This window comes from Methylobacterium sp. 391_Methyba4, from assembly GCF_029691625.1.
GTDB lineage: Bacteria > Pseudomonadota > Alphaproteobacteria > Rhizobiales > Beijerinckiaceae > Methylobacterium > Methylobacterium fujisawaense.
In genome coordinates this window covers 4,157,745-4,183,995 of the sequence record NZ_CP121475.1, presented here as the reverse complement: position 1 = coordinate 4,183,995, position 26,251 = coordinate 4,157,745, and the positions used below count along the sequence as shown (strand labels likewise).

Annotated in this window: 25 protein-coding genes; 7 read left to right on the top strand and 18 right to left on the bottom strand. The window is 70.5% G+C overall.

The window, feature by feature from the left end; genetic code table 11:
- Positions 1-221 precede the first annotated feature (221 nt).
- A complete protein-coding gene (locus P9K36_RS19660; protein ID WP_043382908.1) occupies positions 222-1,409 on the top strand; it encodes a patatin-like phospholipase family protein in 1,188 nt (395 codons plus the stop codon).
- A gap of 97 nt (positions 1,410-1,506) precedes the next feature.
- Here the strand turns inward: P9K36_RS19660 and P9K36_RS19655 are convergent, their stop codons facing one another.
- From P9K36_RS19655 to P9K36_RS19640, 3 genes are all read right to left on the bottom strand, one after another.
- Complete coding sequence (locus P9K36_RS19655) at positions 1,507-1,635, bottom strand: hypothetical protein (protein ID WP_043354815.1); 129 nt, start codon at positions 1,633-1,635, stop codon at positions 1,507-1,509.
- Between the two features lie 95 nt (positions 1,636-1,730).
- Positions 1,731-3,143 (bottom strand): pyruvate kinase, encoded by a 1,413-nt coding sequence (gene pyk / locus P9K36_RS19650; protein ID WP_278305821.1) that lies wholly within the window; start codon positions 3,141-3,143, stop codon positions 1,731-1,733.
- A gap of 296 nt (positions 3,144-3,439) precedes the next feature.
- Positions 3,440-3,775 carry an SRPBCC family protein gene (locus P9K36_RS19640; protein WP_278305819.1) on the bottom strand — a complete coding sequence of 112 codons (336 nt, stop codon included), beginning with the start codon at positions 3,773-3,775 and terminating at the stop codon, positions 3,440-3,442.
- Positions 3,776-3,909: 134 nt separating this feature from the next.
- Between P9K36_RS19640 and P9K36_RS19635 the strand changes: the two genes are divergently transcribed.
- Complete coding sequence (locus P9K36_RS19635) at positions 3,910-5,205, top strand: lytic murein transglycosylase (protein ID WP_278305818.1); 1,296 nt, start codon at positions 3,910-3,912, stop codon at positions 5,203-5,205.
- A gap of 7 nt (positions 5,206-5,212) precedes the next feature.
- On the opposite strand, the gene P9K36_RS19630 is transcribed toward P9K36_RS19635, so the two are convergent.
- From P9K36_RS19630 to P9K36_RS19590, 9 genes are all read right to left on the bottom strand, one after another.
- On the bottom strand, positions 5,213-6,001 hold the full coding sequence (locus P9K36_RS19630; protein ID WP_075380688.1) for an aldolase: 789 nt from the start codon (positions 5,999-6,001) through the stop codon (positions 5,213-5,215).
- A 94-nt stretch (positions 6,002-6,095) separates the two neighbouring features.
- Positions 6,096-7,112 carry a biotin-dependent carboxyltransferase family protein gene (locus tag P9K36_RS19625; protein WP_278305817.1) on the bottom strand — a complete coding sequence of 339 codons (1,017 nt, stop codon included), beginning with the start codon at positions 7,110-7,112 and terminating at the stop codon, positions 6,096-6,098.
- Positions 7,112-7,843, bottom strand: a complete 732-nt coding sequence (locus P9K36_RS19620) for an allophanate hydrolase subunit 1 (protein WP_043354799.1) — start codon at positions 7,841-7,843, stop codon at positions 7,112-7,114. Before P9K36_RS19620 ends, P9K36_RS19625 begins: the two co-directional genes overlap by 1 nt.
- Positions 7,840-8,601: a 5-oxoprolinase subunit PxpA gene (locus tag P9K36_RS19615; protein WP_278305816.1), complete on the bottom strand. Its 762-nt coding sequence runs from the start codon at positions 8,599-8,601 to the stop codon at positions 7,840-7,842. Before P9K36_RS19615 ends, P9K36_RS19620 begins: the two co-directional genes overlap by 4 nt.
- A 28-nt stretch (positions 8,602-8,629) precedes the next feature.
- Positions 8,630-9,901 (bottom strand): MFS transporter, encoded by a 1,272-nt coding sequence (locus tag P9K36_RS19610; RefSeq protein WP_053609469.1) that lies wholly within the window; start codon positions 9,899-9,901, stop codon positions 8,630-8,632.
- Between the two features lie 43 nt (positions 9,902-9,944).
- Positions 9,945-10,760, bottom strand: a complete 816-nt coding sequence (locus tag P9K36_RS19605) for a putative hydro-lyase (protein ID WP_179697003.1) — start codon at positions 10,758-10,760, stop codon at positions 9,945-9,947.
- A 165-nt stretch (positions 10,761-10,925) separates the two neighbouring features.
- Positions 10,926-11,819, bottom strand: coding sequence for a LysR family transcriptional regulator (locus P9K36_RS19600; RefSeq protein WP_043382889.1), 894 nt, complete (start codon positions 11,817-11,819; stop codon positions 10,926-10,928).
- 504 nt (positions 11,820-12,323) lie between these two features.
- On the bottom strand, positions 12,324-13,190 hold the full coding sequence (locus P9K36_RS19595; RefSeq protein ID WP_043758726.1) for a porin family protein: 867 nt from the start codon (positions 13,188-13,190) through the stop codon (positions 12,324-12,326).
- A gap of 586 nt (positions 13,191-13,776) precedes the next feature.
- Positions 13,777-14,337 carry a hypothetical protein gene (locus P9K36_RS19590; protein ID WP_278305815.1) on the bottom strand — a complete coding sequence of 187 codons (561 nt, stop codon included), beginning with the start codon at positions 14,335-14,337 and terminating at the stop codon, positions 13,777-13,779.
- Positions 14,338-14,803: 466 nt separating this feature from the next.
- Between P9K36_RS19590 and P9K36_RS19585 the strand changes: the two genes are divergently transcribed.
- Entirely contained in the window at positions 14,804-15,505 is a 702-nt protein-coding gene (locus tag P9K36_RS19585; RefSeq protein ID WP_043389194.1) for a GntR family transcriptional regulator, read from the top strand.
- A gap of 10 nt (positions 15,506-15,515) precedes the next feature.
- On the opposite strand, the gene P9K36_RS19580 is transcribed toward P9K36_RS19585, so the two are convergent.
- Entirely contained in the window at positions 15,516-15,932 is a 417-nt protein-coding gene (locus P9K36_RS19580; RefSeq protein ID WP_043389197.1) for a nuclear transport factor 2 family protein, read from the bottom strand.
- A gap of 197 nt (positions 15,933-16,129) precedes the next feature.
- On the opposite strand from P9K36_RS19580, the gene P9K36_RS19575 reads away from it, so the two are divergent.
- Genes P9K36_RS19575 through P9K36_RS19560 form a run of 4 tightly spaced genes read left to right on the top strand, consistent with a single transcriptional unit; the run spans position 16,130 to position 21,565 of the window.
- On the top strand, positions 16,130-17,311 hold the full coding sequence (locus P9K36_RS19575) for an ABC transporter substrate-binding protein (protein ID WP_278305814.1): 1,182 nt from the start codon (positions 16,130-16,132) through the stop codon (positions 17,309-17,311).
- An 8-nt stretch (positions 17,312-17,319) separates the two neighbouring features.
- Positions 17,320-18,189: a branched-chain amino acid ABC transporter permease gene (locus P9K36_RS19570; protein WP_043348786.1), complete on the top strand. Its 870-nt coding sequence runs from the start codon at positions 17,320-17,322 to the stop codon at positions 18,187-18,189.
- Positions 18,190-18,193: 4 nt separating this feature from the next.
- Positions 18,194-20,662, top strand: coding sequence for a branched-chain amino acid ABC transporter ATP-binding protein/permease (locus P9K36_RS19565; RefSeq protein ID WP_278305813.1), 2,469 nt, complete (start codon positions 18,194-18,196; stop codon positions 20,660-20,662).
- Between the two features lie 12 nt (positions 20,663-20,674).
- Positions 20,675-21,565 carry a polysaccharide deacetylase family protein gene (locus tag P9K36_RS19560; RefSeq protein ID WP_278305812.1) on the top strand — a complete coding sequence of 297 codons (891 nt, stop codon included), beginning with the start codon at positions 20,675-20,677 and terminating at the stop codon, positions 21,563-21,565.
- Positions 21,566-21,592: 27 nt separating this feature from the next.
- Here P9K36_RS19560 and P9K36_RS19555 read toward each other — a convergent pair whose 3' ends face one another.
- The 5 genes from P9K36_RS19555 to solA all read right to left on the bottom strand — a co-directional run bounded on the left by P9K36_RS19555 (position 21,593) and on the right by solA (position 26,089).
- Positions 21,593-22,372: an amino acid ABC transporter ATP-binding protein gene (locus P9K36_RS19555; RefSeq protein WP_274926905.1), complete on the bottom strand. Its 780-nt coding sequence runs from the start codon at positions 22,370-22,372 to the stop codon at positions 21,593-21,595.
- 4 nt (positions 22,373-22,376) lie between these two features.
- Positions 22,377-23,228 (bottom strand): amino acid ABC transporter permease, encoded by an 852-nt coding sequence (locus tag P9K36_RS19550; protein WP_043389208.1) that lies wholly within the window; start codon positions 23,226-23,228, stop codon positions 22,377-22,379.
- Positions 23,225-23,974: an amino acid ABC transporter permease gene (locus P9K36_RS19545; RefSeq protein ID WP_278305811.1), complete on the bottom strand. Its 750-nt coding sequence runs from the start codon at positions 23,972-23,974 to the stop codon at positions 23,225-23,227. Before P9K36_RS19545 ends, P9K36_RS19550 begins: the two co-directional genes overlap by 4 nt.
- A 37-nt stretch (positions 23,975-24,011) precedes the next feature.
- Positions 24,012-24,854 carry a transporter substrate-binding domain-containing protein gene (locus tag P9K36_RS19540; protein WP_043348808.1) on the bottom strand — a complete coding sequence of 281 codons (843 nt, stop codon included), beginning with the start codon at positions 24,852-24,854 and terminating at the stop codon, positions 24,012-24,014.
- Between the two features lie 71 nt (positions 24,855-24,925).
- Positions 24,926-26,089: an N-methyl-L-tryptophan oxidase gene (gene solA, locus P9K36_RS19535; RefSeq protein WP_278305810.1), complete on the bottom strand. Its 1,164-nt coding sequence runs from the start codon at positions 26,087-26,089 to the stop codon at positions 24,926-24,928.
- Positions 26,090-26,251 lie beyond the last annotated feature (162 nt).

Below are 26,251 nucleotides of genomic sequence, written 5' to 3'. Positions count from 1 at the left end.
GGCCGCCGCGGCGCCTGTCCACCGGCAATGGCGGCGGCCGATGGCCCCTCGGCCGTGCGATCGAGGCGGCCACGCTTGTGCCCGGATCCCGTGGAAACGTGACCCCTCCGCAACAGCGCGGCCATATCGTCCTGCTCAGCCGGCTATGGTGGAACAGGCTGTACGGCCAAGCTCGTTCCGTGTGGCAGAGTGGGCGCGTTACGCGGTTCAAGGAAGCGACGATGGGTTTTCGTCAGGTCAGCCTGCGCATGGCAGTGGCGTTCGGGCTGGCGGGGCAGGTCGCGGCGTGCGGCAGCGTCCCGCGGACTCCGTACAGCGCCGAGCAGGCCGCGCTGGCGACCATCCCCGGCGTCCCCGGTGCGCGCGTCTTCGCCGACGCGTCGGTGGACACGATCGCGGCGCTCGCCGCCAATCCGGAGCGTCGCCTCAAGGGCTTCACGTATCTGGCCCTGTCGGGCGGCGGGGGTGACGGCGCCTACGGGGCGGGCGTGCTCAACGGCTGGACAGCCTCCGGCAAGCGCCCGGAATTCACCCTGGTGTCCGGTGTCTCGACCGGCGCGCTGATCGCCCCCTTCGCCTTTCTGGGACCGGCCTACGATCCCTATCTGACCGAGTTCTACACCAGCGGCGTGGCGGGTGAGCTGGTGGCCTCGCCCAACCTGGCAAACGTGCTGTTCGGCTCCGGATTGTTCGGTGACGGACGCCTGCGCAGCCTGATCGACCGCTACGTCACGGCGGATCTCCTCAAGGCGGTTGCAGAGGAGCATGCCAAGGGGCGGCGCCTCCTCGTGGTGACGACGAACCTCGATTCCCAGCGGGCGGTGATCTGGAACATGGGCGCCATCGCGGCGAGCGGCGTGCCGAACGCCCGGGAGCTGTTCCGCGACGTGTTGGCAGCCTCGGCCAGCATTCCGGCGGTGTTCCCGCCCCAGTTCATCGACGTTTCGGCCGGCGACACGCGTTTCCAGGAGATGCATGTGGACGGCTCGGTGGTGACGCCGGTCTTCACCCTGCCGCAGAGCCTCCTGTTGCGCGACGGACGGATCCGTACGGGCGGCAAGGCCGAGATCTACGTAGTGATCAACGGCCGTCTCGAGCCGGATTTCGAGGTCACGAAGGACAACACGCTCTCGATCGTCGAGCGCTCATTCACGACGGCGAGCCGGGCGCGCTCCCGGGCCACGCTCACCGCGACCTACGCGCTCGCGCGTGCCAACGGCATCGGCTTCAACCTGACATATATTGACGAGAACGGCCCCAAGGCGTCGGCTGCCAAGGGCTTCGACACCGCCTACATGCGCGCGCTCTACGATGCGGGCCTCGAGAAGGGCCGGAGCGGCACCTTCTGGCAGCATACGGTTCCGGCTTCGCCGGTCCTCAGAGAGACCGCGAGCGTCGTGGCGCACTGATCTAACGGGGTTTTGCCGCGCGCCCGGCAGGGCGCGCGGTGGACGATGTCAGGTCCCGGAGCCGGATTGCCGGCGCAGGCCCGGTCCTGCCGACCTCTTATTTGCCCAGGATCTTCGTCACGAGGCGGCCGAGCGGGGTCGCCGAGCTGGCGTTCCGGTCGTCGCGGTACACGGGACGGTTCTCGTTGCCGAGGATCTTGGTGACGATGCGTCCGATCAGGTTCATGGCTCGGCCCTCCGTTATCGCGCCCAAATGGCGCAGCTTCCTATCAACGGGTGAGATGTGGGCCGCGTTCCAGATCACGCTCCCGATCGGCCGGCTCAGATCTGCATCAGGCGGATGTTGTTGGTGTTGCCGGCCGAATGGAACGGGATGCCGGCGGTGACCACGATGATGTCGTTCGGCTTGGCGAAGCCCTCGTCCTGCGCATGGTGGCGGGCCTTCGTGGTCATTTCCTCGTAGCTGTCGACATCCTCCGTCAGGACGCTGTGCGCACCCCAGAGCAGGCTCAACCGCCGCGAGGTTGCGACGTTCGGGGTCAAGGCCAGGATCGCAGCGGCCGGACGCTTGCGCGCCACCCGTGCCGCCGTGGTCCCGCTCGCCGTGTAGGCGACGATCGCGGCGGCGCGCACGGCCTCGGCGAGATCGGCCGTGGCGGTCGCCACCGCATGCGGCGGCGTCTCCTCCTCGCCCGGCTCCGAGGCCGCGATGATCGAGTGATAGAGCTTGTGCCCCTCCACGCTGCGGATGATCCGGTCCATCATCGCCACCGCCTCGACCGGGTAGCGGCCGGTCGCCGATTCCGCCGAGAGCATCACCGCGTCGGCGCCGTCATAGATGGCGGTGGCGACGTCCGACGCCTCGGCCCGGGTCGGCGCCGGGGCGTTGACCATGGAATCGAGCATCTGGGTCGCCACGACCACGGGCTTCACGGCCAGCCGGCAGGCTCGGATCAGCTCCTTCTGGCGCGCCGGCACATCCTCGTGCGGGATCTCGACACCGAGATCGCCGCGGGCAACCATCACGGCATCGGAGAGCCGGATGATGTCGTCGATCCGGTCTAGCGCCTGCGGCTTCTCGATCTTCGACATGATGCCGGCGCGGTCGCCGATGATGCCCCGCGCCTCGATCACGTCGGAGGGCTTCTGGACGAAAGACAGGGCGACCCAGTCGACGCCGAGATCCAGCCCGAAAGCGAGGTCGGCCCGGTCCTTCTCGGTCAGCGGCGAGAGATCCAGCAGGGTGCCCGGCAGGTTCACGCCCTTGCGGTTCGAGATCGGTCCGCCGGTGATCACCTCGGCGGTGATCGCGGTTGGCTCTGGCCCTGTGACCCGCACCCGCACCCGCCCGTCGTCGATGAGGAGTTCCTGGCCCGGCACGACGGCGTCGAAGATCTCCGGGTGGTGCAGCGGGATCGCCTGCTTGTCACCCTCGGCGCCCTCGAGGACGAAGCGCACCGTCTCCCCGGCCTGAAGATCGAGCCGGCCGCCCTGCAGCGTGCCGATCCGGATCTTCGGTCCCTGGAGATCCTGCAGGATGCCGATCGGCCGGCCCACCTCCTTCTCCAGGTCGCGGATCGCCGCGTGGACCTTGGCGTGATCCGCCTGGACGCCGTGGCTGAAGTTCAACCGGAACGTGTCGACGCCGGCGAGGAACAGGGCGCGGAGCTGGTCCGGCGTGGAGCTGGCGGGACCGACGGTGGCGACGATCTTGGCGTGGCGGTGACGGCGCATTCGGGTCTCGCCCTCCTGGGGCTGTCTCTGGGAATCGAGCCGGGCGCTCGGTCGCGCCGCCGCCGCACATAACAGTGCCCGGCACCGCCGCGGCTCCGGCCAGGCGATGTTTGGCGCGGCGGACTGATTCGGCCGGCGCCTATCTGGCCGTCTCCCGGGCGATCCCGGCAAGCCCGGCGTCGAACACGCCCGTGATGTCGGCGACCGCGTCGGCGTCGCTCATGCCCTCGGCGTCGAAGGTCGCGCTCCAGATCACCGTGGACCCTTCACCGTTGGGGCGGACCGCCAGTGTCGCGTTAGGCGCGCACCGGCAGGGGGCCCTGGATGAAGCTGTAGCTGTAGCTCATGCCGGTCTCGTCGCGCGCGGTCTCGACTTCCGCGATCGTGCCCAGGCCGCCCTTGACGACGAGGCCGCGGATCTGCGCGCGGATGCCGTCGTCGTCGTCCTCGCCCGACAGGATGCAGCGCTGAACCTGCGGGTGCCAGTTCTGGATCGCGCAGAAATCGCCGATCAGGGCCCAGACGGCAGCCGGCGGGGCCGGGATGTCGCGGCTGCGGGTGACTTCCAGGGCACTGGCTGGTCCGGCGGCCAGAAGGGCCGTACCGATCGCCGTGAGATAAGCACGTTGCACGGTTCGGTCTCCTGGCGTTCGGACTGTCATGACGCGACTTGGGGCGGAGCCGCCGTCACGGCGAGTCCCCGCTGAAGGTGCCGTCGCGGGCTCGGTGTGCTACGTCGCGCGCATCTGGATCACCGGAGATGCCCATGGACGATCGCGCTGCGCCGATGCGGCCCGCGACCTGGAGCGGCCCCCTGCGGACGGTCCTGACGACCGGAGCCTCACTTCTGATCGGTCTGGTGGCGCCGACGCTCGCCGCCGCGGGGCCGGACCAATCCCCGCCGGCCACGCCCCAGCCCTTCGAGACCTGCCGGGCCGATCTGATCGCCTGGGTCACGGCGCGGGCCGTGCCGCAGAGCCTCGCCGAGGCGCAGCTCGCCACCCTGACGCCCGATCCGGACGTGCTCGCCGCAACGCAGAGCCAGGGGGAGTTCGTCCGGCCGATCTGGGACTACATCGAGGCCAGTGTCACGCCGGCCCGCATCGAGGCCGGTCAGCGCAAGCTCGCCGAGCACGCCGACACGCTCGCGGCCATCGAGGCCCGGTACGGGGTCGACCGCCACATCCTGGTGGCGTTCTGGGGCGTGGAATCGAGCTACGGCGCCGTGCTGGACAATCCGGCGGTGGTGAAACCGGTCGTCCGCTCGCTGGCGACGCTCGGCTGCAGCGATCCCAATCGCTCCACCTACTGGCGCGACGAACTGACGGCAGCGCTCCAGATCCTGGCCTGGAACCAGGCGCCCCTCGACCGGATGCAAGCGGGGCTCACCGGATCCTGGGCCGGCGCCATGGGGCACACGCAGTTCATGCCCAGCGTCTACCAGCGCGAGGCGGTGGATTTCGACGGCGACGGACGACGCGACATCTGGACCTCGGTGCCGGATGCGCTCGCGTCGACGGCTCATTACCTCATCACCCACGGCTGGAAGCCCGGGGCGGGCTGGGGCGCCGAGGCGGCGCTGCCCGAGAATTTCGATGCGGCCCTCGCCGACGAGACGACGGTCCGCACCATCGCGGCATGGCGGGCGCTCGGCGTGAAGCCTGCGCGTGACCGCGCGATGCCGGACGAGGCCGAGGCGACCCTGATCCTGCCCGCCGGAATCCGCGGCCCCGCCTTCCTGCTGCAGCCGAACTTCGCGGTGATCCTGCGCTACAACACGGCCCTGGCCTACGCGCTCACCGTCGCGCTCCTGTCGGATCGCCTGAGCGGCGACCCGGGCCTGGTGCACGACTGGCCGCGGGGCGACCGGCCGCTCACCGCCGACGAGCGGCGCGATCTGCAGACCCGGCTCACGGAGCGCGGCTTCGCCACCGGCGGGGTCGACGGCAAGATCGGCCCCAAGACGCGGGCGGCGCTGCGCGCCTTCCAGGGGTCGATCGGATTGCCGGCGGACGGCTATGCCGACGCCACGCTGCTGGACCGGGTCCGGGCGACGCCCTGAGTGGCGTCTACGCCAGGAAGGCGGGCTCGTCCCGGGCCAGCACCCGCTTGACGCTCTCCAGGTGCAGCCGCGCACTCTCGGCGCGTCCCGCCGCCTCCTGGGCCGCCACGTGCCTGACGATCGCCTCGGGCACGGTCTTGAGCGTGCGCCCCGTGCTCATGGCCAGGACCTGCGCCTGCGCGGCGCGCTCCAGATAGTAGAGATCGTCCCAGGCCTCCGCGATGGTCTCGCCCAGCACCATCACGCCGTGGTTCTTCAGGAACACCACGTCCGCCTCGCCGGCGCTCTCGGCGATCCGCCGGCCCTCGGACGCGTCGAGCGCCAGCCCGTTGTAATCCTCGTCCACGGCGATCCGGCCGTAGAAGCGCAGGGCCGTCTGGCCCGCCCATAGCAGCGGCTCGCCCTCCAGCATGGCGAGGGCCGTCGAATAGGGCATGTGGGTGTGGAACGCCGCCCGGGCGCGGGGCTTCAGCCGGTGCAACTCGGCATGGATGTGGAAGGCGGTGGCCTCGGGCTGACCTTCGCCCTCGACGACGTTGCCGTGGAAGTCGCAGAGCAGAAGGCTCGACGCGGTGACCTCCGCGAAGGCGAGGCCGTAGGGATTGACCAGGAACAGGTCGGGCCGCTCCGGCAGCACCGCCGAGAAGTGGTTGCAGATCCCCTCTTCCAGACCGTTCCGGGCGGCCCAGCGCAGGCAGGCGGCGAGGTCGATCCGGGCGCGACGCACGCTGTCGGCGTTCAGGGGCTCGTTGCTGCGGGCGGGCGGGCTTCCCGGGGCGGTAACGGCGTGCGCCATGCGTGCGGGCTTTCCTGTGTCTCGGGATCGGGCCGGGGACTCGGCCGGTGCCGCACTCTATCTACTTGCGTCCCTGAGCGCAGCCGATCTGCGCTCAGCTGCGGCCGTCGGTGACGCCACCGACGAGGTTGAGGCCGAGCAAGAAGTCCGACGCAAAATCCGTGCGGATGACCGGCTCGCGGGGCACCGCCTCGCGCAGGAGATCGCGCTCGGCGCGCCGCGCCGCGACCGCTTCCTCCACCGACACGCGCCGGAACGACAGGCGCGCCCCGCCCCGGACCTGCGCCAGCCGCCCGAGATCCGGTCCGATGACCGTGGCGATCTTCGGGTAGCCGCCGGTGGATTGCCGATCGGCCATCAGGATGATCGGCAGGCCGTTGCCGGGGACCTGGATCGCCCCCATGGCGACGCCGTCGGAGACGATGTCGTGCCCCTTGGCGTGCTTGAGCGGCGTGCCGTCGACGAAGCAGGCCATCCGGTCGCCCCGCGGCGAGACCGTCCAGGGACCTGCCAGGAAGGCCTCGATCTGGTCGGGGGCGAAATAATCGTCCTGCGGGCCCAGCACCACCCGGATCGCCCGGCCGTCGCGGTCGAGCCAGGGGGCGACGAGCCGCTGCGGCGCCCCGTCCAGGGTCCGGCCCTCGGCGACGGGCAGGCGGTCGCCCGCAGCGAGGCCGCGCCCGTCGAGGCCGCCGAGCCCCGAGCGGGTATGGGTCGCCGCCGATCCGAGGACCGGCGCCACGTCGAGCCGCCCAGCGACCGCCAGATAGCCCCAGGCGCCCGCATCGCCGGCCCGCACGACGAGCCTCTGGCCGGGTTCCAGGGTGAGCGCGACCGTATCGGGCAACGGCACCCCGTCCAGCGCGACGCGGAAACCCGGCGCGAGCAGGACGATCCCGACGGGTTCGTCCTCCGCCGAGACGGTGACGCCGCCGGTGGAGATCTCGACGGCGGTGGCGTCGAGGGCGTTCGATGCCGCCCGGTTGGCGGCGGCGTGCATCAGCGGGTCCATGGGACCCGCGGCCGTGATGCCGTAGCGCAGGTAGCCGTGCCGGCCCCCGTCCTGCAGGGTTACGCCGGGTCCGGCGGACTCGATGACGAGGGCGGGCATCAGTGGGGCTCCCCGCGCCGGGCCACCGGCTCGCCTGCCGCCTCCCGGGCCGTCAGGGCGTCGAAGGTCGCGGAATCCACCGGCTCGAAGCGGATCTGGTCACCCGCGGCGACGAAGAAGCTCGGGTCGCGCTCGGGCGCGTAGAGACGGGCCGGCGTCGCGCCGAGCACGTACCAGCCGGTCGGCATCGGCACGGTCGCCACGGCGGCGAGACCCCCGCCGATCATGACGGCGTTGCGCGGATGCGGCGGCCGCGGGCTCGCGCGCCGGGGCACCGCCAGGGCCTCCGGCAGGCCGCCGAGATAGGCGAAGCCCGGCGCGAAGCCGTACATGTAGACCCGGAAGGTCGTGGCGGAATGGGTCGACACCACCGCCTCCGGCGACAGCCCGCTGCGCTCGGCGACCTGCGCGATGTCCTCGCCATGCGGAGAAGCGTAGCAGCAGGGCAGGGTCCACAGGGTCGGACTGGACGCGCGCGCGGTCGCGCCCGACACCAGCGCCCGGACCCGTTCGGCGAGCGTCGCGCGGTCGAGCACCAGCGGATCATAGTGCAGCATCAGGGAGCGGTAGGTCGGCACGCGCTCCCGCAGCCCCTCGGGCGGATCCGCCCCGAGGGCGTCGTCCAGCGCCAGGACCCGGTCGCTGATCGCCGGGTCGACCGTGCTGCCGAACTCGACCACGAGGGCCGCCTCGCCGGCGTCGAGAAGCCGGGGCTCCGCGACCGCGCTCACGGCCGGAACGGCGCCAGCGTGACGCCCGCGCCCTCCAGTCGGGTCCGCACCGCGCGGGCCGTGGCGACGGCGTGGGCGGAATCGCCGTGGACGCAGATCGAGCGGATCGGCGTCGGCAGCGTCCGGCCGTCCGCCGTGAAGATCGCGCCCGCCTCGACCATGCGCAGGACCCGGTCGGCCGCCTCGCCGGCATCGGTGATCATCGCGCCGGGCTGGCTGCGCGGGATCAGGAGCCCGGTCGGCGTGTAGCCGCGATCGGCGAAGATCTCCTGATGCACGTCGAGGCCGCAGGCTTCGCCCGCCGGCACCTGGGCGGTCAGCGCGATGGCGAGCAGCGCGAGGTCGCGGTCCACGGCACGGACGGCCCGGGCGATGGCGTCGGCCACCGGCCGCTCCTCGGCGGCGACGTTGGCCAGCGCCCCGTGCGCCTTCACGTAGGTGATGCGGTGGCCGGCATAGGCGGCCAGCGCCTGGGCGGCGCCGATCTGGTAGGCGACGAGCCGCTCGATCTCGTCCGGGCTGAACGGCATCCGCCGCCGCCCGAAGCCCCAGAGGTCGGGGAAGCCCGGATGGGCGCCGACCGCGACGCCGCGCGCCTTCGCCAGCGCGAAGGTCCGGGCCATGATCTCGGGGTCGCCCGCATGGAGGCCGCAGGCGACGTTGGCCGAGGTGACGATCCCGAGGATCGCCGCGTCGTCGCCGCAGGCATAGGCGCCGTAGCCCTCGCCGAGGTCGGAATTCAGGTCCACGCTGGTCATCGCCGCCGCTCCGCGTGCCGATCGGGTCTCATAGGGCCGCAACGGGCTCCGGCTCGCTCGGATCCGCGCTGCAAGAATCGAGCGCGCGGCCCGCCGTCTCGGGCAACAGAAGCGCCGCGACGATCACGAGGCAATAGGCGCCCGCCGCCACGACGCCGATGGCGATGCCGAGTGTCAGCGAGCCGCTGAGATGGCCCACCACGGCCGGGCAGATCGCGCCCGTGGCGCGCCCGAAATTGTAGCAGAAGCCCTGTGCGGAGCCGCGGATCCGGCTCGGGAACAGCTCGCTCAGGAAGGCGCCCATCCCGGAGAAGACGCCGGAGAGGAAGAAGCCGAGGGGGAAGCCGAGGACCAGCATCACCGGATCGGTGATCGGAATCAGCGTGTAGGCCAGGACGAGGAGACCGGCGCAGAAGCCGAACAGGATGAAGCCCAGGCGGCGCCCGATGCGGTCGGAGAGCCAGGCGCTGGTCAAATACCCGACGAACGATCCGAAGATCAGCATCAGCAGGTAGCCGCTGGTGTTCAGGACCGAGAGGTTGCGCTCGGTCTTCAGGTAGGTCGGAAGCCACGTGGTCACCGCGTAGTAGCCGCCCTGCATGCCGGTCGCCAGCAGGCTCGCCAGCACGGTCCGGCCGATCAGCGGCCGGGAGAAGATGTCGAGGAAGCTGCCCGTATCGCCGACGTCGCGCATGGCGGCGCGCGTCTGCCGGTAGACTTCCGGATCCTCGATGTTGCGGCGGATCCAGAAGATCAGCACCGAGGGGAGGGCGCCGAGCCAGAACAGGATCCGCCACGCCACGGCGGGCTCCGCCAGGGCGAACACGGCCCAGAAGGCGATCGCCGCGCAGGCCCAGCCGACCGCCCAGCTCGACTGGACGAGGCCCACCGCCTTGCCGCGATAGCGGGCCTGGATCGTCTCGGCGATCAGCACGGAGCCCACCGACCACTCGCCGCCGAAGCCGAAGCCCTGCAGCGCGCGGGTGACGAGCAGTTGCTCGTAGGAGTGCGTGAAGCCGCTGAGCACCGTGAACAGGGTGAACCACGCGACGGTGGCCTGCAGGACGACCACCCGGCCGTAGCGGTCCGCCAGGATCCCGGCCGCCCAGCCGCCGATGGCCGAGGTTACCAGCGCGGCGGTGGCGATGTTGCCGGCCTCGACCTTGGTCAGGCCCCAGACCACGACCAGCGTCGGGATCAGGAAGGTATAGACCATGTAGTCGAACGCATCGACGCCGTAGCCCGCGAAGGCCGCGCCCAGCACTCGGCGCTCCGCCGGACTCGTGTCTTTCACCCACATGGCGCAACTCCTTGGCGGACAGGCCGTCATGCGGCCGGGAAGGTCACAGGAACGGCAGGTCGCGGTTGAGGAGGTCGGTGATCAGCATGTGACCGGGCGCGTGGGTGATGCAGAGCGGCAGCCGCGCCGCCATCGCCACCGCCTGGGGGGTGACTCCACAGGCCCAGAAGACCGGGAGCTCGTCGGGCTCGATCGGGACCGGATCGCCGAAATCCGGCTGCGCGATGTCGCGGATACCGATCAGGCTCGGGTCGCCGAGATGGATCGGCGCTCCGTGGACCGCCGGCATCCGGGCCGTGACCTGCACGGCCTTGATGGCGTCCGCCGCCTTCATCGGCCGCATGGAGACCACCAGGGGGCCGTGGAACGGACCTGAGGGCCGTGTGGCGATCGAGGTCCGGTACATCGCGACGTTGCGGCCGAGGGCGACGTGGCGGAGCGGGATGCCCGCCGCGATCAGGCCGGCCTCGAACGAGAAGGAGCAGCCGAGGACGAAGGTGACGAGGTCGTCCCGCCACACGCCGGTCAGGTCGGGCAGCTCCGCCACGAGTTCGCCGCCCTCGTAGACGCGATAGCCGGAAACGTCGGTGGCAAGGTCGAGATCGGCGCCGAGCGTCGGAAGCGTGCGGGCGCCGGGCTGCGAGACGCCGAGGATCGGGCAGGGCTTCGGGTTCTGCTGGCAGAAGCGGTGGAAATCCTCCGCCATGGCCCGCGGCAGGATCATCAGGTTGCCCTGCGCGTGGGCGGGGACGAGACCCGAGGTGTGGCCCCGGAACCGACCCGCGCGGATCGCGCGCCGCGCTTCCGCCGCATCGGCGAAGACAGGTGCTGCGCCGTCGGCGCCCAGGTGCTGGCTCACCGCGATGATCTCCCTGGCTGGTTGTCGAGCGCCGGGCCGGCATCGTCGGCAGCCCGGATTCCGCAAGACCCCGATCGCTTCAGCGATTCATGTCCTGCAGCAACGATCCCATCGCGCCGCAGGGCACGCCAATCGTGATTGCGAATGAGGCGCGATAAACCAGTCTTATCGGCCGGCGGCCCAGGTTTCGGCCACGTCCTGGGCGAGGCGGGCCGCATCCGCCACGAAATGGTGGGCCGGCCGCTTCATGTGCATCGCCGTGAAGGTCAGCTCCGAGAGCAGCGGCTCGGCCGGCAGGACGCGGAGGGTGCCGGCGCGGATCTCGGCCTCGACCACCGCCGGCGGGATCACGCAGATCCCGAGGCCCTCGATGCCCATCTTCACGATGGTGGCGAGCGAGGCGCTGGTGTGGATCTGGCTCGGCAGGAGGTTCTCCTGCAGGACGAGGTCGCGCAGCTCGACATAGGGGCTGGTGTTGCGCGGGTAGGTGATGAGCGGATGGTGCAGGAGCGCGCCGAGGCTCAGGGGCGCGTCGCCCGGCAGCAGGCCCGGCGCGGCGATCCACGCGACCGGGGTGCTGAACAGGGCACGGTTGACGAAGCTCGGCAGGGTGATTGGTCCCACGAGGAGTGCCAGATCGATCTCGTCGGCGACGAGGGCGGCCTGCATGTTCGGCGAGATGTCCACGGTGATGTCGACGCCGATCCCGGGATGGGCGGCGCGCATGCGCTCGATGAAGCGCGACAGCCACAGATGGACGATCGTCTCGGACACACCGAGCCGCAGAGTGCCCCGCGTCCGTCCGGTCTCGTGCAGGGCCGCGCTCATCTCGTCCTGCAGAGCCAGGAACCGCTCCGCGAAACCCAGGAGGAGACGCCCCCGCTCCGTCAGGGCGACGTCCCGGCTTCGGCGCTCGAACAGCGTGCCGTATTCATGCTCCAGGGCCGCGATGCGCTGGGAGACGGCCGGCTGGGTCGTGTTCACCTTCTCGCTGGCGCGGCGAAAGCTGGAGAGTTTCGCAACCCAGTAAAACACCTCCAAGCTGCGGAAATCCGCCATCCCGCGATTGTCCCGCTCCGCCGTCGTGGCCGATCATATCGCGCCCTCGCGCGCTGGCATGCAAGTTGTCGGCTGTCGCGTGTCGGCGCGGGATCCTCCCTTCCCGCCGCGAGGTCCGCCCGCCCGCCCGGATGACAGGGGCGCGGTTCAGGGCGACGGAAAATCCGAAAGCCTGGCGCTCCTGTGGCGCTTCGGGCGGCATCGATTAGCGCAGGCGCGAAGCCTGAGGGCCTCGTGAAACCCCTTCCAGAAGCACCGACAAGAGCCCGACATCGCGAGCGGAATGCTCAGGTGTGGGCGCAACGGTTTCGGGTGGCCCCACACATGCGGAAACCCCGGGAGCGGAATGCTCCCGGGGTTTTGTCGACCTCGCGACCAGGTTGATCGGGCTGGGATGCAAGGGTCGAGCGAGGGGCATCGCCATCCCGCGGCGACCGGCATGCAGAGGACCAGTCCCATGCCAAGTCTCCGCGAGGGGCGATGGCCCCTCGAGTCACGCTCGGCTTAGTACGAGCCGAACTTGTAGTTCAGGCCGGCGCGGACGACGGCGAACTCGGTCTTGGCGGCGGCGCCGTTGAGGTAGGCGGTGCCGTTCGGGGGCAGGAGGTTGCCGTAGAAGACGCCGCCGGCGGAGTTCTTCTGGCGGTCGAGGCTGACGTACAGGCCTTCGACCTTCAGGGTGACGGCCGAGGAGCGGAAGAAGTTCAGGAAGGAGTCGGTGGGCAGGGCGTACTCGACGCCGCCGCCGGCGGCCCAGCCGGTGCGGAAGCTGTCGCGGAAGCGGTTGCCGGAGAAGTTCTGGTCGTCCTGGCCGGATCCGTAGGCGAAGCCGCCGGTGCCGTACACGAGGGTGCGGTCGAAGGCGTAGCCGAGGCGGCCGCGGACGGTGCCGAAGTAGTCGAGGCCGTTGCCGCTGGTGGCGACGAAGGCGGGCGGGTTGGAGAAGGCGACGCCGGGGAAGCCCAGGAAGCTGTAGTTCTGGGTGGCGTTGGCGCGGCGGGCGAAGTCGACGTACTGGGCGTCGGCCTCGAAGCCGATCACCACGCCCGAGCCCGGCGTGAACTGGTAGTTGTAGCCGATCTGGGCGCCGCCCGAGAAGCCGTCGTTGTTGTTGCGGTTGTTGACGCTGACGACGCCCGAGGTGCCGGGGGAGTTGATCAGCGAGCCGCCCGGCAGGGCGTAGCTGGTGGTGTTGCGGCTGTTGGCGTCGAAGCCGTAGCCGGCGTTCACACCGACGTAGAAGCCGGTCCAGGTGAACACCGGCACCGGCGTGAACACCGGCGGCGGCGCAGCGCGGCGCGGCAGGTCGGCGGCGGACGCCGCGGCCGTGAGAGCGGTGAATGCAGCCAGAGAGGCCAGGATCTTGGTCATGTCCGTGTTGGTTCCGTTAGCAGCGTCTGCTGATCTCGACGTATCAGGCGCGCGATCGGGAAGATGTAGCTCGCCGGCAACACTTAGAAATTCGCGCGCGTCCCGATCTCGGCATCCTTAACGGTTCTATACCGCAGAAATGTTACTCAAAGACGAACAGGAAGATCTATCGTCGTCTACGGGTTGTCCTCCGGGCCGCGGCGCGCGGGATTGCGCCGGCCTGCGTTTGGTCGGCGTGCCTGACCAAGCAGCCTGGAGGTCTGCGGCGAAGATTTTTGACGAAGACCTGCGCGGTGGCGCCCGGACGCACGTCGCCGGTGTCGCCCAGGGTCAGCCGCACGCCGTCCGTCCGCGGTCCGGCGCGACGGCCCCTCTCGTACGTCTTGAGGTACGCGGACGGATCGAAAGCTGATCGATACGGTACGGCCACTTTGCGATTGCAGCTTTCGGGATCGGATCTCGCGGCGGCGTCGCGGGCCGCGGATGCGGCCGATCGCCGGCCGGCGGCGCCTCGACCCTGTCCTGCGGTCTCCGAAGCGCTGGGATAGAGGTGGGCGCCCCGCGATGACGATGCGCCGGGGTCGACTTACCGGCGCGGGGGCTGCGGTTCGAAGTCCAAACCGCATCTCTTCTCGACAGAGGCCTGCTCCAATGCCTTCACCGCTCCCTTGCGGCGCGTGAGTTCGGCGGTCTGATGGTTGTCGCCATCGATGAAGAGAAGGGCCGGCAGGACGATGACTGCACCGACTGTCGTGGCGACTTGGTCGCCGCGGCGCTTTTCATCCTGCGGCCCAGCCGCCTGTGCCGCCCGCGCGGAGACCCGTCCCGCCTCTTCGCGGATCTGCGCACAGGTTAAATGGCTGAGCCGAATCGGCGAAACCGACGTCGCCGCGACCTTCTCGTTGTGTATTTCTGCGGGGATCCTTAAGATACGGTCCAGATATCGGCTATGGCGTCGTCTGCAAAAATCGGCCGTTATCAAATTCCGGGGACGCAAAGGACCAATTTTGAAATAGAAATTTATGTCGAATAACGTTCTGGCCGGGTCGATCTCTCGCGATCGTGTGACCGATCGCACGGGTGGCACCGGGACGGCTGGACCGATGACGGATGACCTCCAGACGATGTTCGGGCCTCCGAGCGGCATTCCCGCGGCTCCTCGCCGGTTGCGACCCGGACTGTCGTTGCGCGGACCTCGATGGGCGGTCAGGCTCGTCGAACACGGCGCGTGTCGAGGGGGCATATCCGGGGACGAATCGGAACGCCCCGGGCTTCGCCGTCGACCCGCCCGACGTGCGATCGGCCCGCCCCTGCCGCTCCGTGATCGTCCGCGGCTCGATCCGGGCCGCCGGCGGGCGGGCGCCGCCTGCGGGATCGGACCTGAGCGCCGGACGACCCGTTCCGCCCGGATCCCCTCCGCGTTCGGCGCAGCCCACCGCGGTCCCGCTGCCACCGATCCGGTGGCGCTGGCGTGACCGTTGCACCTGAAGGTCTCCATCGGCAAAGACCCTGCCGCGATACGTCTGCGAACGCATCGAAGCGTCTCGCGACCGAGAATGGACCATGACGCACCAATGCGCAGAGGTATCGGCGATCGGCCGCGGACGGCATCGATGAAGGCGGCCGACGAAGGCGATCGCGTGGGCGCCATCTGCCAAGCCCTGCGCCGGGCCATCGTGGAACGCGCGCTGGCCCCCGGCGACCGCCTGCCCGAGGATGCCCTCGGCGAACGGTTCGGCGTGAGCCGCACCATCGCCCGGCAGGCCCTTTTGCGGCTGGCCGGGGAAGGCCTGGTCGACCTTCGCCGCAATCGCATCGCCGTCGTGGCGACGCCGAGTTGGGAGGAGGCGCGTGACACCTTCGACGTGCGTCTCGGCCTGGAGCGGCTCGTGGTGCGCCGCCTCGCCGGACAGCTCAGCCCCGAGCAGCGTCAGATTCTGCTGGATCAGATCGCCCGCGAGGAGGCCGCCCGGGGCGGGCCCGAGGCGCTCTCGATCCGGCTCGCGACCGAATTCCACCTGATGCTCGCCGAGATGACCGGCAGCGCCGTGCTGACCCGGTACGTCGCCGAACTCGGCTATCGCTGCGCCCTGATCCTGTCCCTCTACAGCAGGCCGCATTCCTCGGACTGCGCCGTGAGCGAGCACCGCGACATCGTCGCCGCCCTGGTCGCGGGTGATGCCGAACGCGCCGCCGCGCTCATGGACCACCACCTCGATGCGGTCGCCGAGCGGGCGCGCATCGTGCCCCCGACCCCGCGCGAGCGCGATCTCGGACGCCTGTTGGCGCCCTACGTCGCGGGCGGCGGAGCCTGAGCCTTCGGCGTCAGGCCGTGAGGCCGTGCTTCGTCAGCAGACGCTCTGCGCTGTCGTTCCAGACCTCCATCCCGACGATCAGGCCGTCGCGCACGGTGAAGCGGTCGACGTAGCGGTTGCCCTCGAAGGGCGTGCCGTCCGGCCAGGCGCCGTAGAGCGTCCCGAGGCTGTAGACCGTCGTGACGCCGTCGCCCGGGACCACGTCCAGCCGCTCCATCCGCTTCTTCACCCAGGCGTAGCGCCCGGCATTGAAGGCCGTGACCTCGGACGGATGGTTGAAGACCCGCGCGCCGGTGAACACGATCCGGGTGCCCGGCGCCATGTAGCGGGCGGCCGTCTCGGGATCCGGGACCATCGAGGCCTCGAGATAGGCGGTGACGTTGGCGGCGTCGCGCGCGGTCGCCGCGCTGTGGGTCACATCGGTCATGGCAGGCCTCCTGTCGGCCCTAACGTGCCGCAAAAGGCCGGTCCGTGCATGCAGGAAGTGTATGCACTTTGACACGCGATTGAGCACATTATGCCTCCGAAGGTGCACGCACGCGGCACCGGGAGCGGCCGAGCACTGGAATCTCGCTGGCATGGAGGTTGCGGTCTTCTGGGGCGACCCGCCCTCGGAGACACGCCATGGCCTCCTTCCTGCCCCCGACCCTGCGCCGCTTCGCGGTGACGACGAGCGCGCTGCTCGGCCTCGCGATCTCGACCGCGCAGGCGGCCGACACCGTCAAGATCGGCCTCGTGACCGCCCTGAGCGGCCAGTCCGCGAAATCCGGCGAGGCGATCTCCCGCGGGATCGGGCTCGCCATCGACGAGATCAACGCCAAGGGCGGCGTCCTCGGGCGTCCGCTCGAGCTGGTGGCCCGCGACGACGAGGCCAACCCGTCCAAGGGCGTGCTGGCGACCCGAGAGCTGATCCAGCGGGTCGGCGTCGTCGCGGTGGTCGGGGGCCTCGACACGCCGGTCTCGATGGCGATCGTGCCCATCGCCAACCAGATGAAGGTGCCGTTCATCGGCCCCTGGGCGGCCGGCACCGGCATCACCCGCAACGGTGCCGCCGACAATTACGCCTTCCGGGTCTCGGCGGTCGATGCCCTCGTCGACGAGGCGCTGGTCGCCTACGCGGTGAAGACCTACGGGGCGAAGAAGCCCGGCATGATCCTCGTCAACAACGCCTGGGGCGAGTCGAACCAGAAGGGCCTCAAGGACGCCCTGCAGGCGGCCAACCTCCCGGCGGCGGGCATCGAGAAATACGAGGCCAACGACGTCGACATGGTGCCCCAGCTGTCCCGGCTGAAGGAGGCCGGCGCCGACACGCTGTTCCTCGTCGGCAATGTCGGCCCCTCGGCCCAGGTGGTGAAGTCCCTCGACCGGATGGGCTGGTCGGTGCCGGTCGTCTCGCATTGGGGGCCGGCAGGCGGCCGCTTCGACGAACTCGCCGGCCCGAGCGCCGCCAAGGTCCACTTCATCCAGACCTTCACCTTCGCGGGCAACACGTCGCCGAAGGCGAATACGGTGCTGGACGCGCTCAAGGCCAAGTACCCGGCGATCAAGTCGATGGCCGACGTCACCCCCGCCGTCGGCATCGCCAACGCCTACGACGCCACGCACCTGCTGGCGCTCGCCATCGAGGCCGCGGGTTCCACCGAGGGCCCGAAGGTCCGCGACGGCTTCTACAAGATCGGCACCTATCCGGGCCTGATCAAAACCTACGACAAGCCCTTCGCCCCCGGCCAGCACGACGCACTCGGCCCGAACGACTACGTGTTCACCCGCTTCAAGGACGGTGAGATCGTCGCGGTGACCAACTGAGCCCCGCGATGCTGACCTCCATCCTCGTCAGCGGCCTCGGCCTCGGCAGCATGTACGGGCTCGTGGCGCTCGGCTTCCACGTGACCTACGCGGTGTCGGGGACCGTGAACTTCGCGCAGGGCAGCGTCGTCACCCTGGGCGCGGTCCTGGCCTATGCGCTGGGCGTCACCCTCGGCTGGCCGATGCCGGCCGCGATCGTCCTGGCGCTCGCCGGCTGCGCCCTGTTCGGCCTCGTGGTCGAGCGGGCGCTGGTCCGCCCGTTCGTGGCGCGCGGCTCGGACGCGTGGCTCCTGGCGACGGTGGCGGGCGGCATCGTCCTCGACAACACCGTGCTGTTCACCTTCGGCAAGGAGCCGCGCAGCCTGCCCTCGCCGCTGGCGACGAAACCCGTTGAGATCCTCGGGACCGGCATCTACCCGTTGCAGCTCGTGATCCCGGTGGTCGGGATCGCCCTGGCCTTCGCGATCCGCACGGTGTTCCGCCGGACCGATCTCGGCCGTGTCCTCCTCGCCGTGGCGCAGAACGCCGATGCCGCCCGCCTGATGGGGATCGACGTGCGCCGCACCGTGGCCTGCGCCTTCGCGCTCTCGGCGGTGCTGGCCGGCATCGCGGGCCTGCTGATCGCGCCGCTCTTCTCGGTGTCGGCCGAGCTCGGCACGCTGTTCGGCATCAAGGCCTTCGCGGTGGCGATCCTCGGCGGCATCGGCTCCGCCACCGGGGTGATCCTGGCGGGGCTGCTCTACGGCCTCGTCGAGGCCGGCGTCACCGCCACCCTCGGCTCGACCTACACGCAGCTCGTGGTGTTCTCGGTGATCATCCTGGCCCTCACCCTGCGCCCCGACGGCCTGCTCGGCCGCGCCGCGGTCAACAAGGTCTGACGCGATGCCGTACCTGCGCTCGGCTCCGGCGATGCGGCTCGGCATCGCCGGCCTCACCGCCGCCGCGCTCGGCCTCGTCGCGCTGACCGCCGGCTACAGCCACTTCGTGATCGCCCTCGTGGCGCTGACGACGGTGGCGGGGGTCGGCCTCAACGTGCTCCTCGGCCTGACCGGGCTGATCTCGTTCGGCCATGCCGGCTTCTACGCGATCGGCGCCTACGCGAGCGCGATCCTGACGCTCCACGGCGTCAGCTTCTGGCTGGCACTCCCGGCGGCGGCGCTGATCGCGGCGCTCGTCGGGGGCCTCGTGGCGGTGCCGGCGATGCGGGTGAAGGGCCCCTACCTCGCCATGCTGACGATCGCCTTCGGGTTCATCGTCGAGCACGGCCTGATCGAGGGCGGCGAGCTGTCCGGCGGCCAGAACGGCTTGGTCGTCACGGACGCGCCGACGCTCCTCGGCGAGCCGGTGAGTGCGGCTGGGCTCGCGGTGCTGGCGGTGCTCGCGGCCGGCGCGAGTCTCGCCGGGTTCGACCTCCTCGCCCGCAGCCGCCTCGGCCGGGCGATGCGCGCCGTGCGCGACGCCGACGTCGCCGCGGCGGCTTTGGGCTTCGATCCGGTCCGGGTGAAGACCCAGGCCTTCGCGATCTCCGCCGCCCTGACCGGCCTCGCGGGGGCCGTCCTGCCGCCGCTGATGCTGTTCATCGCGCCGAGCTCGTTCCCGTTCTCGCAGTCGATCCTGTTCGTCCTGTCGGTGATCGTCGGCGGTGCCGGCACGGTGCTCGGCCCGCTCCTCGGGGCGCTCGTCACCGTGCTGCTGCCGGAGGCGCTGTCCGGCCTCGCCGAGTACCGCCTGCTGTTCTTCGGGGTCGCGACCCTGGCGGTGCTCTGGCTGGTGCCCTCGGGGCTGGTCGGCAGCCTTGCCCGGCTGCTGCCCCGAGGCCGGGACGCGCCGGCCGCCGGGGACAGCGAAGAGGTGTCGCTTCCCGGCACGACGGCGCGCGATCCCCTGGTCCTCGAGGGCATCGGCATCCGTTTCGGCGGCATAACGGCTGCGGAGGGAGTCGACCTCACCGCCCAGCCGGCGGCGGTCACCAGCGTGATCGGCCCGAACGGGGCTGGCAAGACCACCGTGCTGAACATGATCTCGGGCTTCTACCGCCCGACCGCCGGGGTGATCCGCCTGGGCGGACGCGACCTCGCCGGACGGCCGGCGCACGTCGTCGCCCGCGCCGGCATCGCGCGCACCTACCAGACCACGCGCCTGTTCGGCTCGCTCCCGGTGGTCGACAACGTCGCCCTCGGTTTCGCGCCGGGCCGGCTGTGGCGCCGCGCGCAGGCGCAGGACCGCGCGACGGCCGCGTCGCTCCTCGCGTTCGTCGGCTACCGGGGCGCCCTCGACCGCTTGGCCGCCGAACTGCCCCATGTCGACCGGCGGCTCGTGGAGATCGCCCGGGCGCTCGCCGGCGGCCCCACGGTGCTGCTTCTCGACGAGCCCGCCGCCGGCCTGTCGCGGGCCGACACCGACCGGCTGGCCGGCCTGATCCGCCGGATCGCCGACAGCGGCGTCGCGGTCGTCCTGGTCGAGCACGACATGCCGCTGGTGATGGGCATCTCCGACCACATCCTCGTCATGGATGCCGGGCGCCCGATCGCACGCGGCACGCCCGCCGAGATCCGGCGCGACCCGGCCGTCCTGCGCGCCTATCTCGGCGGCGCCGACACGCCCGCCCGGCCGCGAAGCACGCCGTGGCAGGGGCCGGCGGATGCCGTCCTCTCCGTCCTCGACCTGACGGCCGGCTACGGCGCCGCGCCCGTCCTCGAGGGCATCCATCTCGACGTGCGGCCGGGCGAGACCGTCGCCCTGCTGGGCGCCAACGGCGCCGGTAAGTCCACGGCCATGCGGGCTCTCGCGGGACTGCTGCGCCCGGTGGCGGGATCGATCGTGTTCGACGACCGGCGCGTCGAGGCGCTGCCCGCGCACCGGATCGCCCGCAGCGGCCTCGTCCTGGTGCCGGAGGGCCGACAGGTCTTCCCGGAGCTCAGCGTCGTCGAGAACATCCGCCTCGGCGCCTTCGGACGCGGGACGCCGATCGACCCGGCCGAGGTCGAGCGCCTGCTCGACCGGTTCCCGCGGCTGCGGGACCGGGCGGCGAGCCGGGCGGGCCTGCTCTCCGGCGGCGAGCAGCAGATGCTGGCCATCGCCCGCGGGTTGATGGCGCATCCGCGCATCCTGCTCCTGGACGAGCCGTCGCTGGGCCTCGCCCCGGCGATGATCAACGCCCTCTACGCCACCGTGGCCGAACTGCGCGACGAGGGCGTCACCATCCTGATCGTCGACCAGATGGCCGCGCTCGCCCTCACGGTCGCCGACCGCGGCTACGTGCTGGAGCAGGGCCGGGTCGTCGCGCGCGGAACCGCCGCGGCGCTGTCGGCGGACAAGGGGCTGGAAGCGGCCTATCTCGGTGCGGCGTAACAGGGTCTCCACATGGACACGAATGCGGGCCACGGCCGCTACAGCTACAGCGCCCTCCCGGACCGGCCGGTCTACGACTGGCCCGAGGGCAAGCGCCTCGCCGTCTATGTCGGGCTGAACCTGGAGACCTTCGCGTTCGGCGAGGGCCTCGGCGCCGAGCTGGCGCCGGGCGGCCCGCAGCCGGACGTGCTCAACTACGCGTGGCGCGACTGGGGCAATCGGGTCGGCGCGTGGCGGATCGCCGAGATGCTGGACGCGCTCGCAATGCCCGCGAGCGTGCTGGTCAACAGCAACCTCTACCGGGACTGCCCCGGGCTGATCGAGGCGTTCCGCGCCCGCGGCGACGAGATCGTCGGCCACGGGCGGACCAACGCGGAGCGGCAGGGCACCCTCGACGAGGCCGCCGAGCGGGCCCTGATCGCCGAGACGACGGCGGTGATCGCCGCGCAGGAAGGCCGCCCGCCTTCCGGCTGGCTCGGCCCCTGGATCTCGCAGTCGCGGGTGACGCCCGACCTGCTCGCCGAGGCAGGCTACCGCTACCTGCTGGACTGGGACCACGACGATCAGCCCACGTGGTTCGCGACCCGCAACGGCGGCCGGATCCTGACGGTGCCGTACCCGCAGGAACTCAACGACATACCCGCCATCGTCGCCCGCAAGGAGACGGGCCGCCAGTTCGCGGACGCCATCGTCGACGCCTTCGACGAGATGTTGGAGCAGGCGCAGGCCGCGCCCCTGGTGATGGGCATCGCGCTCCACCCCTACATCGTCGGGCGCCCGCACCGGCTGCGGCCCCTGCGGCGGGCGCTCCAGCACATCGCCGACCACCGCGGCGACATCTGGCTCACCACCGCCGGGGCGATCGCCAACCACATCGTCGCGCAGGAGGCCGGGCCGCGCTGACGCGGCCCCAGTCCGGGCCGGGGGGCCTCAGAGCACCTGCGACAGGAACCGGCGCGTGCGCTCGTCCTGGGCGGAGGCGAAGAAGGTCGCGGGCGGGCCGTGCTCGACTATGACGCCGCGGTCGGTGAAGTAGATGTGGTCGGCGACGTCGCGGGCGAAGTTCATCTCGTGCGTGACGAGCATGCAGGTCATGCCCTCCTCGGCGAGTTCCCGGATCGTCACCAGCACCTCTTTGACCGTCTCCGGATCGAGGGCGGCGGTGACCTCGTCGAACAGCATCACGTCCGGCCGCATCGCCAGCGAGCGGGCGATGGCCACGCGCTGCTGCTGGCCGCCGGACAGCTCGCCGGGATAGGCGTTCTCCTTGCCGGCCAGCCGGACCTTGGCGAGGAGCGCCCGCGCCCGCGCCTCGACCTCGCGCTTCTCCTGACCGAGGACGTGGATGGGAGCCATCATCACGTTCTGCAGCGCGGTCTTGTGCGGGAACAGGTTGTATTGCTGGAACACCATGCCGACCTTGCGGCGCAGCGCCAGCTTGTCGAGCCGCGGATCGGTGACGTCGATCCCCTCGACCTCGATCGAGCCCGCGGTGACCGGCACCAGCGCGTTGATGCAGCGGATCAGCGTCGACTTGCCCGAGCCCGAGGGGCCGATGATGCAGACGACCTCGCCCTTGCGGACGTCGAAGCTGATCCCCTTCAGCACCTCGAACGTCCCGAAGGACTTGTGCACGTCGGCGATGCGGACGATCGGCTGATCGGGCGTCCAATTCGGGGACGGGGTGGCGGCCGGGGTCGCGCGCATCATGGTCTCAGCGGGTCTCGAAGCGGCGTTCCAGAGCGGCGGTGAACCGGTCGATCGGGTAGCAGTAGAGGAAGAAGCAGAGCAGGGCGAAGCCGTAGAGCGGGGCGAACAGCTCGGGGCGGCCGCCCTCGGCGGCGTGCACCTGTGCGGTCAGCGTCAGCATCTCGGTGACGCCGACGATCGACGCCTGCACCGTCGCCATCGCGATCAGCGAATAGACGTTCATCCAGGGCGGCAGCATCCGCTTTGCGCACTGGGGCAGGATGATGCGCCACATCGTCTGCCGCCGGGTGAAGGCCAGGGATTCGGCGGCCTCCCACTGGGTGTTCGGCACCGAGCGCACCGCGCCGCGGACGATCTCGGCGACGTTGGCCATGACCGGCAGGCTGAAGCCGAAGGTCGCCTTCACCCAGTCGGGCAGCGGCACGCGGAGGCCGAACACCGTGATCTGGAACGGCACGAGGAACATCACGAAGAACAGCAGCACCAGCCAGGGCACGTTGCGGAAGACCTGCGTGGCGCACCACGCGAGGCGGGGCAGGATCCGCCCCTCCGCCAGCATGGCCAGCCCGAGCCCGATGCCCGCCACCGTGCCGATCGCCATTGCCATCAGCGAGATCGCGACGTTGAAGGCGAAGCCCGTGAGCAGGAGCGGCGCCCACTTGATCACGACCTCCAGCGGCGACAGCGCGGCGGCCCCGCCCTGCGCCCAGGCCGGGACGGCGACGAGGGCGAGCCCGGCGAGCAGCCAGAGATGGGCCGGGCGCAGGCGCGACGCTGCGCGGTCCTTCGGGAGCGCGAACGGCAGGAGGACCGGCAGGTCCCCCGGTCGCCGACCCTGCGAATCTGGGGCGCTCATCGGCCGTATCCCGGGATGCGCAGGGCGCGCTCCCAGCGGTGCATGATCCAGACGAGCACGCCGACGAGGACCGCGTAGGTCGCCAGCAGCACCAGCATCATCTCCAGGACGTTCTGCGACTCGGACCAGATCTGCTTGACCGCGTACAGAGTCTCCGGGACCGCGATGGCGTAGGCCAACGTGGTGGTCTTCAGGAGATTGATGAGGTTGTTGTTCAGGGCCGGCAGGCACACGCGCAGGGCCAGCGGCAGGACGACGTACCGGTAGGCCTTGAAGCGGGTATAGCCCAGGGCCTCGGCGGCCTCGACCGTGGTCCGGGGCACGGCCTCGATGCCGGAGCGGAAGATCTCGACGTTGAACGCGCCCGCGAACAGCGACAGCGAGATGATCGCCCACTGGACGTTGTTGAGGATCGGCGCGCGCAGGCCGTCGGCCGAGCGGATGTCCGGGAGCAGCGTCCCGAGGCCGAAGTAGAAGAAGAAGATCTGCACGAGCGGCGGCGTGTTGCGGAACACCACCACGAAGCCGTTGACCAGCGCCCGCAGGACGCGCGACGGCCCGCTCTGCAGGAGCGCCCCGACGGCGCCGATGACGAGGCTCGCCAGGATGGTGCTGATCCCGAGGAGCAGCGTCATCCGCAGGCCGGCCACGTACCGGTCCCAGTCGTAGGGATCGTAGAAGATTGTGAAGTTGAAGCCCGTGGTCTCGTAGAGCTGCTGGAACCACGCCTGGATCGTGGCGATCATCGCGGGTGAACGCCCGGCTTCGTCGTGCAGGCGCGCATCAGTTGGTCGCGTTCTTGTACTTCTCGTACATCGCCTTCGAGTAAGCGGTCGGCTCGATGCCCCACTTCTTCTCCTCGTTGACGATGAAGCCGGTCTTCATCCAGTCCTTGGTGGCGTCCTCGACCGCGGCCTGGAGCGTGGTGTTGCCCTGCGCCACCGCCATCATCCACGGGGCGTCGAGGATGCCCTTGAGCGGCAGCGCGTAGTTGGCCTTCCAGTCGTCGTCGAGCAGTTTACCCTGCAGCATGCTCTGGTCGTAAACGTAGCCGATGCAGTTGCCCTGCTTGAGCGCGAAGAGCGGCTTCTCGGATCCGTCGAAGGCGACGATCTCCGCCCCGTAGGTCCGCGCGACGTCCTTGTTGTACCAAGCCCCCGAGGTGGCGCAGACCGGCTTGCCCTTGAGCTGCGCCCAGTCGGTGATCCCGGACGACTTGGGCAGTAGGACGTTCACGAAGTCGGAATAGTAGTTCGGGTCGATCGCCTGGACGACGCGGCGGCGCTCCGGCTTGTCCGACAGGGTGGCGATCAGCAGATCGACCTTGCCCTGCTGCAGGAACTCGATCCGGTTGGCCGAGACGACCGGCACGAGTTCGAGCTTCACGCCCAGGCGCTTGGCGAGGTCGGCGGCGAGGTCGGGCTCGAGGCCGATGATCGTCCCGCTCGGGTCGCGGAAGCCGAACGGCTTGTAATCCGCCTTCACGCCGACGATCAGCGTCCCGCGCTTCTTGATCGCGTCGACGCCGTCGGCGGCCGTGGCCCGGCCGGGCAGCGCGACGGCCGAGAACGCCGCGAGCGCGGCCAGCGCACCGGTGGTCAGAAGGGTGCGGATCGTGAGGCGCATCGGATCTTTCCTGCTCGGGTCAACCGATCTTGGCATGGTTTCTAGCAATCCACGAGCCATTAGCCGGCGCATCAACTGAAACGTGCCAAGGCGAAGGGCGTGAGATCGACCGTGCCGCCGGTCCCGGCCAGTTCTGCCGCGACGGCCTCGCCGATGCCGGCCGAGTGCTTGAAGCCGTGCCCCGAACAGGCGGAGACCACCGTGACCCGGTCCATCGCGGGATGCCGGTCGATGATGAAGCCGCGGTCGGGGGTCACCGTGTAGACGCAGGCCGCGGCCCGGACGACCTCCGGGGTCGCGCCGGCCAGCCGGTTCGCGACGCGCAGCCGGTACATCTCGGCGGATTCGGACAAGTCGACGCGGTGCTCCACCCCGTCTGCACTGGTAATGGTGTCGTACTGCTCCGTTGCGACTTTGATGGACCCGTCGAGCGGCGGGAAGCCGTAGAGGTATTCGGTGTCGCCCGTCCCGTACATCCAGATGAAGACCGGCGAATGCGGCCCGTAGGCGGTCTCGTCCGCCAGCGCGTACCAATGCAGGAGCTGACGGCGGACGGTCAGGAGCCGGTCGAATGGGCTCCCGAGCAGCGGGGCCGTCCAGGCGCCCGCGGCCACGACGGCGCGGTCGGCCAGGATGGTCCCCTCCGCGGTGTCGATACGGACGCCGCTCCCGTCCTGCTGCAGCCCGACCACCGCACAGTTCGTGCGGATCTCGGCCCCCGCGGCCCCCGCGCGGCCGAGCTGCGCCGCGAGGCAGCGCTCCGGGAACACGTAGCCGCCGCCCGGCTCGTAATAAGCCTTCTCGTCGCCCGCGAGGTTGAGGAATTGCGGGAACCGGCGGGCCACCGCCGCACCGTCGAGCACCTCGTGGGCGATGCCGGCCCCCTGTGCCGCGCTGATCGAGCGTCCGACGAAATCCGGCTTCCCGTGATGGGACGAAGTGCCGTGGCCGGGTGCCATGACGAGGGCCCCGCAGGCATTTAGCAGGGCCTCGCCGGTCTCGGCCTCCAGCTCGCGCCAGATGCGGTGCGAGGCGGTGACGAAGGGAACGTAGTCGGCGCCCTCACCGACCGCCTGCCGGGTGATCCGCGTCTCGCCGTGGCTGGACCCGAGCGCGTGGGGCGGCGCGAAGCGGTCGAGCCCGATGACCGCGGCGCCCCGCTTCGCCAGCTGGTAGAGCGCGGCGCTGCCCATCGCGCCGAGTCCCAGAACGGCGACGTCGTAACGGCGGCTCACGGCCGGCACTCCTGGAGGCTGCCGGGACGGGACGCCGCCGCAGCGCGGAACGGGGGCAAGTCGGCAGGTCGAGGCATCCGGAGGCGGTCTCGCGCGGCACGGGAAGACGACACACAGGATGATGGATGCCAAGCATCGCGTTTGACCAAGACGGACGGTTTC

Bases quoted from the DNA above. Each gene is read 5' to 3' on its own strand.
- P9K36_RS19630 (WP_075380688.1), bottom strand. From the start codon at position 6,001: ATGGCGCACGCCGTTACCGCCCCGGGAAGCCCGCCCGCCCGCAGCAAC.
- P9K36_RS19570 (WP_043348786.1), top strand. From the start codon at position 17,320: ATGCTGACCTCCATCCTCGTCAGCGGCCTCGGCCTCGGCAGCATGTAC.
- P9K36_RS19625 (WP_278305817.1), bottom strand. From the start codon at position 7,112: ATGCCCGCCCTCGTCATCGAGTCCGCCGGACCCGGCGTAACCCTGCAG.
- P9K36_RS19575 (WP_278305814.1), top strand. From the start codon at position 16,130: ATGGCCTCCTTCCTGCCCCCGACCCTGCGCCGCTTCGCGGTGACGACG.
- P9K36_RS19595 (WP_043758726.1), bottom strand. From the start codon at position 13,190: ATGACCAAGATCCTGGCCTCTCTGGCTGCATTCACCGCTCTCACGGCC.
- P9K36_RS19585 (WP_043389194.1), top strand. From the start codon at position 14,804: ATGAAGGCGGCCGACGAAGGCGATCGCGTGGGCGCCATCTGCCAAGCC.
- P9K36_RS19555 (WP_274926905.1), bottom strand. From the start codon at position 22,372: ATGATGCGCGCGACCCCGGCCGCCACCCCGTCCCCGAATTGGACGCCC.
- P9K36_RS19590 (WP_278305815.1), bottom strand. From the start codon at position 14,337: ATGCCGCTCGGAGGCCCGAACATCGTCTGGAGGTCATCCGTCATCGGT.
- P9K36_RS19610 (WP_053609469.1), bottom strand. From the start codon at position 9,901: ATGTGGGTGAAAGACACGAGTCCGGCGGAGCGCCGAGTGCTGGGCGCG.
- P9K36_RS19660 (WP_043382908.1), top strand. From the start codon at position 222: ATGGGTTTTCGTCAGGTCAGCCTGCGCATGGCAGTGGCGTTCGGGCTG.
- P9K36_RS19540 (WP_043348808.1), bottom strand. From the start codon at position 24,854: ATGCGCCTCACGATCCGCACCCTTCTGACCACCGGTGCGCTGGCCGCG.
- pyk (WP_278305821.1), bottom strand. From the start codon at position 3,143: ATGCGCCGTCACCGCCACGCCAAGATCGTCGCCACCGTCGGTCCCGCC.
- P9K36_RS19600 (WP_043382889.1), bottom strand. From the start codon at position 11,819: ATGGCGGATTTCCGCAGCTTGGAGGTGTTTTACTGGGTTGCGAAACTC.
- P9K36_RS19615 (WP_278305816.1), bottom strand. From the start codon at position 8,601: ATGACCAGCGTGGACCTGAATTCCGACCTCGGCGAGGGCTACGGCGCC.
- P9K36_RS19565 (WP_278305813.1), top strand. From the start codon at position 18,194: ATGCCGTACCTGCGCTCGGCTCCGGCGATGCGGCTCGGCATCGCCGGC.
- P9K36_RS19545 (WP_278305811.1), bottom strand. From the start codon at position 23,974: ATGATCGCCACGATCCAGGCGTGGTTCCAGCAGCTCTACGAGACCACG.
- P9K36_RS19560 (WP_278305812.1), top strand. From the start codon at position 20,675: ATGGACACGAATGCGGGCCACGGCCGCTACAGCTACAGCGCCCTCCCG.
- P9K36_RS19635 (WP_278305818.1), top strand. From the start codon at position 3,910: ATGGACGATCGCGCTGCGCCGATGCGGCCCGCGACCTGGAGCGGCCCC.
- P9K36_RS19550 (WP_043389208.1), bottom strand. From the start codon at position 23,228: ATGAGCGCCCCAGATTCGCAGGGTCGGCGACCGGGGGACCTGCCGGTC.
- P9K36_RS19580 (WP_043389197.1), bottom strand. From the start codon at position 15,932: ATGACCGATGTGACCCACAGCGCGGCGACCGCGCGCGACGCCGCCAAC.
- P9K36_RS19655 (WP_043354815.1), bottom strand. From the start codon at position 1,635: ATGAACCTGATCGGACGCATCGTCACCAAGATCCTCGGCAACGAGAAC.